This is a genomic window from Chamaesiphon sp. OTE_8_metabat_110 (assembly GCF_031382685.1).
Lineage (GTDB): Bacteria > Cyanobacteriota > Cyanobacteriia > Cyanobacteriales > Chamaesiphonaceae > Chamaesiphon.
Map to the genome: position 1 here is coordinate 1 of NZ_JANMZA010000167.1, position 5355 is coordinate 5355.

Below are 5355 nucleotides of genomic sequence, written 5' to 3' on the forward strand. Positions count from 1 at the left end.
TAGCCTACTTTTATTGGCGTTGCTGAATTGAGGTATGAAGCATAGATTTTGCCCTCACCCCCAGCCCCTCACCCAAGCTTGGGAGAGGGGAGCCAGAGCCGAAGGATCTGGCGGGGTGAGGGCAAATCATACCTTAAATCAGCAACGCCCTTTTATTAATAGCAGCACGATTAGAAGAGCTAGTCACGCCAGCAGTACTAGTACAAGAGAAGTATGGATATTTGTCACTGGATTGTCGATGTAGTTTTACGACCCGCATTAAACATCGCAACCCGCCCAAAATAGAAAATATTACATCTTCCTCCACACCAATGAGACCGACGCTTGCCATCCTACTTTCTACCCTCCTATTCGTACCCCCAGCCTGGAGCTTAGAGCGCGTCGATACCTCAGATGGTAGCATTGCCCAAATTGCCGATTCCGAACCCCTCAGTCCCCAAGCAGTCCGCCAAACTGCCCAACGAATCACCGTGCGGATTACTGCCAATAACAGCGGCGGCTCTGGGGTACTCATCGCCAAAAAAGGCAACTCCTATCTCATCCTCACCAATGCCCACGTCACCAGGCGCGGCAGCAAATTTGAGATTCAAACCCCAGACGGACAAAAACACACCGCCAAGCCCATCGATGGCGGCTTCGATGCCAAATACGATCTCGCACTATTAGAATTTACCAGTCAGAAACAGTACACACTTGCCAACTTATCCACCACCTCACCCCTCGACGCCGAGCGCACCATCTACAGTGCCGGATTTCCCTTCGACTCCAGAGAAATCCGCATCACCAGCGGACAAGTCTCCCAACTTTCGGATATTCCCTTCGATAATGGCACCCAAATCGGCTACACCACAAGTAAAGGCGAAAAAGGTCTACGTCAAGGAATGAGCGGCGGCGCGATCCTTGATGTGCGGGGGGTATTGTTAGGCATCAATACCATTGGTTCCGCTCCGATTTTACCTAACTATACTTACAGCGATGGGAGTAAACCTTTAGCTAAACTCGCGGCAAAATATCGCTCGGCTAATTGGGGCGTACCTGTCTATAATTTCCTGATTAAAGTGAAGCCAGACATCCTTTATCGTTATAAATTTAATGGCTTAGCAGTCGGACAAATTCAGCCCCAAGCCAACCCGACTGGCTACATGGCAAAGCTCAACGATCTCGCCCGCAAACAGACAGTCAGAATCGAAAATAGTGGCGGTAATGGTTCGGGGGTAATTATTGCTAGAGAGGGGAATAGTTATTATGTCGTCACAGCTAAACACGTACTAGAAAATGAGGAAACTCAACAAAGACGTACTAATAATCGACTCATCACCTACGACCAAGATACCCACAATCTTACCAGCACGGTACTAGCAACAGGTGTCGATCTGGCGATCGTCAAATTCACCAGCACTAACATCTACCCCATTGCTCAACTCAGTGAAATTAGCCCCAATAACAAAGAAATTGTCCTAGCAGGTGGCTTCCCAGGGCGAGATAAAATTAATAGCCCTCTGTGGCAATGGCAACTCAATCCCGGAAATATTTTCGAGCGAGAGATAGGGAAATTTGAAACTCAAGATCGAAAATCTTTTAGTAATGGTTATGACCTTATCTACACCAGTATCAGTTATGGCGGGATGAGCGGTGGGGGTGTCTTCGATACTGCTGGTAGAGTTATCGGCATTCATGGTCGAGCCGAACAGACTGAGGGTGTAATGCTAGGCAAGAGTCAAGGCATATCGATCCAAACCTTAATTGGTTTAGCACCACGACTCCAACTCAATCCTAAATTACTCAAGCTCGCCAAAAATCCCGCCCCAGCCTTAACCACCCGCGATCTCCAAACCATTTATATGGTGGTAAATTTAGCCCCGCCCACGTCTGAAGACAGTGGCGAACGCTGGCTCACTTATGGAAATCAACTCTACCGGATTGGGCAACTAGAGAAATCTGTAACTGCCTTCGATATGGCAATCGATCGGGGTCAGATCCTAACTGGTAATTATGGTAAAGCCCTATCACTAAGGTTTTTAGTAAAACCTGACCTAGCTAGTGTGGCGATCGCCAAAGCAATCGCAGCAGTCCCCACCTCAAAACGTGCCAATTACTACTATTTCTGGAAGCATCAAAGTGGGATTTTTATACTTCAACAACAGTATGGCAAGGCATTAGTATCGATCGACACAGCGATTAAACTAGAACCGCAAGATCGAACATTGCTATATGACAAAGCCCTGATTTTAGTTCTACAAAAACAGCACGCAGCCGCGATTAAAGTTTATGACGACTTGATTGGCGATCGAGAAGACAGCTATGCTTATGAGGGTCGGGGTATCGCTAAATTAAGTGGCAAAGATTATCAGGGAGCAATTGCGGATTTAGATCGAGCAATTAAAATTAATCCGAACCTGTCTAATGCTTATAATGGCCGAGGTAGTGCTAAATTGGCTGTAGGAGATAATCAGGGCGCGATCGCTGATTTCGATCGGGTGATTAAAATTAATCCCAATTATGCTGAGACTTATGTTAGCCGAGGCACGGCTAAATTAAATCAAGGCGAAAAGAAGGAAGCGATCGCTGATTTGGATCGAGCGATTCAAATTAATCCGAACTCGGCTGATGCTTACATGCACCGAGGTACAGCTAAATCGGATCTAGGAGATAATAAGGGCGCGAATGCTGATTACGATCGGGCAGTTAAAATTAATCCCAACTATGATGCGGCTTATTTTTTCCGAGGTACGGCTAAATTGAATCAAGGCGAAAAAAAAGGCGCGATCGCTGATTTCGATCGAGCAATTACAATTAATCCTAACTATGCTGAGGTTTACATTTTTCGAGGTACAGTTAAATCAGATCTAGGAGATAAAAAGGGAGCGATCGCTGATTTCGATCGAGCGATTCAAATTAATCCCAATTATGCTGAGGCTTACGGTAGCCGAGGTTTAACTAAATTAGCTTGGGGAGATAAACAGGGCGCGATCGCGGATTTAAGTAAGGGTGCTGAGTTATCTCGCCAACAAGGGCGGATGGATTCATATCAACGGACGATGAAGCTAATTGCTCAGTTGAAGGGAGAGGGAACGATTGCCGATCTCGATCGGGCGATTAAAATTAATCCGAACGATGCTATAGCTTACGTTGAGAAGGGTCTAGCTAAATATAATCAGGGAGATAAACAGGGAGCGATCGCCGATTACGATCGGGCAATTAAAATTAATCCGAACTTTGCTGATGCTTACAGTAACCGAGGTCTAGCTAAATCAGCTCTAGGAGATAAACAGGGAGCGATCGCCGATTACGATCGGGCGATTAAAATTACTCCCAAAGATGCTGCTGCTTACATTAGCCAAGCTGCTGCTTATATTGGCAGAGGTGGAATTAAATTGGAATTAGGAGACAAGCAGGGAGCAATTGCCGATTTGAGTAAGGGTGCTGAGTTATTGCGCCAGCAGGGGCAGATGGATTATTATCAGCAGGTGATGGATACGATCGCTCAGTTGAAGGGACGTTAGGGGATGGAGAATTGAGAAGTTTAGCTTAGAATGATGGGCGATCGAATTCGATCGAAGATTAAAAGTATGTGTCAATTGACTTGATGATGGGACGCGGAGGGTTAGGGTGGGGTAAAGATCTACGCCTCAGCTATTTCGAGATCTAAAACGAGCTGCTAAAATTTGCACTCGATCGAGTAAAATTGAGCCTGTAGTCGCCATTGACGCACTAATGACTCTATTCCCCGATCGACTAGATTTACCCACCTTCTGGGCACCTGTAGACATCTCTCAGGCGGCATTTGTCGCGAATAATGCGGTGGTGATGGGAAATGTCTCGATCGCATCGGGAGTGAGTATCTGGTATGGTGCGGTAGTCCGGGGTGATGTCGAACGGATTGAAATTGGCAAAAGTACCAATATCCAGGATGGGGCGATCTTGCATGGCGACCCCGGACAACCGACAATATTAGAGAGCTATGTCACCGTCGGACATCGAGCTGTCATTCATTCTGCCTATATCGAAACAGGCTGTTTGATTGGCATTGGGGCGATCGTGCTAGATGGTGTGCGCGTGGGAACTGGTAGTATTATTGGTGCGGGTTGCGTGGTGACAAAGGATGTCCCGCCGCGATCGTTAATGGTCGGCGTACCAGCAAAATGCCTCAGATCGGTAGATGATGCTGAAGCTCAAGGTTTAATCGTTCATGCCCAAAAATACGCACGATTAGCTTTAGTACATGCTGGTAAGGGTGAAGATTTAGGTTTTTGTTAGTGCCGAATTCACCAGAATTTACCAACTTGTTAATTACTAAAATTAGACTAGTTCGTTCGCTAATTCTTTAACTAAAACATAAGGTTGAATAATCATCGCTTGAAATTTTTGATGGGGATTTGTATTCCAGCGATTGAGAATTTCTGGTGATGGTTTGACTAGCAGTTGTTCGCCGATCCAATGTTGCACTGATTGAGTATTATCGCTAGCAATCGCCACGCCGACATCTAATATATCTAGTTCGGGAACGACTAAAATTACGGCGTCTTTTTGAATATGGGGTTTGAGCCATTCTAGCTCAGCTTCATCAACAAGTTCGGTTAATTGTGCGCGGAGATTTTCCATATGTGCGAAGAGGATAAAGGATAGAAGGTGAGTAATTATTAATTATTAATTATCTCCCCAGATCGTGCAACTCATTAATTTTAGTCGTACAGATTGCCGTAACGCGATCGAGTTCCGATCTTTTAGTATCGGTTGGTGGCGGAATTAACTCGCCAATTCTCACGGTTACGGGAGTAGCTTGGGGGAATTTTTTGCCTTTTTGTTCGATCGCGTGCGTCCCCCACAAACAGACGGGTAGCAGCGGTACTTGAGCCTTAGCTGCAATCAAAGCCGCGCCGGGCTTGGGATCGACTACCTTACCATCGATCGTCCGCGTACCAGAAAGAAAAATTCCCGCCGCCCAACCATCCTCTAAAAAAGCTAACGCCGCTCGAATTGTCGCTCGATCTACGGCACCGCGTTTAACTGGATACGCGCCATATAATTTAATCGCATTTTTCAATATTGGTATATCAAACAGTTCTTCTTTAGCCATATAGGCGACAGGTCGCAATACCGCAGCCGACAATAATGGCGGATCGAAATTACTACCATGATTGCTAACTAATACAAATCCGCCCGATCTGGGTACATGCTCCGTGCCGACCACTTTCCCCCGCAGATATAAGTAAAAGAAGGGACTGATAAATGGTTGCTTGAAAGCATGATAAAAGGCGAGGTTAATTAGTGGTTCGCGGGATCTGGACATGGAGGGGATGGGAGATGGGAGAGGGGAGAGGGGAGTTGGGAGAGGGGAGTTGGGAGAGGGGAGTT

At 46.3% G+C, this 5355-nt stretch carries 4 protein-coding genes; 2 read left to right on the top strand and 2 right to left on the bottom strand.

What is annotated here, in order from left to right:
* Nucleotides 1-311 precede the first annotated feature (311 nt).
* Nucleotides 312-3503 carry a tetratricopeptide repeat protein gene (locus tag RMO52_RS06010; protein ID WP_310411869.1) on the top strand — a complete coding sequence of 1064 codons (3192 nt, stop codon included), beginning with the start codon at nt 312-314 and terminating at the stop codon, nt 3501-3503.
* A gap of 211 nt (nt 3504-3714) precedes the next feature.
* Nucleotides 3715-4257 (top strand): gamma carbonic anhydrase family protein, encoded by a 543-nt coding sequence (locus RMO52_RS06015; protein ID WP_310411872.1) that lies wholly within the window; start codon nt 3715-3717, stop codon nt 4255-4257.
* Between the two features lie 42 nt (nt 4258-4299).
* On the opposite strand, the gene RMO52_RS06020 is transcribed toward RMO52_RS06015, so the two are convergent.
* Together RMO52_RS06020 and RMO52_RS06025 are read right to left on the bottom strand one after the other, a co-directional pair.
* Nucleotides 4300-4602, bottom strand: coding sequence for a DUF2288 domain-containing protein (locus RMO52_RS06020; protein WP_309744505.1), 303 nt, complete (start codon nt 4600-4602; stop codon nt 4300-4302).
* A gap of 49 nt (nt 4603-4651) precedes the next feature.
* A complete protein-coding gene (locus RMO52_RS06025) occupies nt 4652-5290 on the bottom strand; it encodes a lysophospholipid acyltransferase family protein (RefSeq protein WP_309744507.1) in 639 nt (212 codons plus the stop codon).
* Nucleotides 5291-5355: the final 65 nt, after the last annotated feature.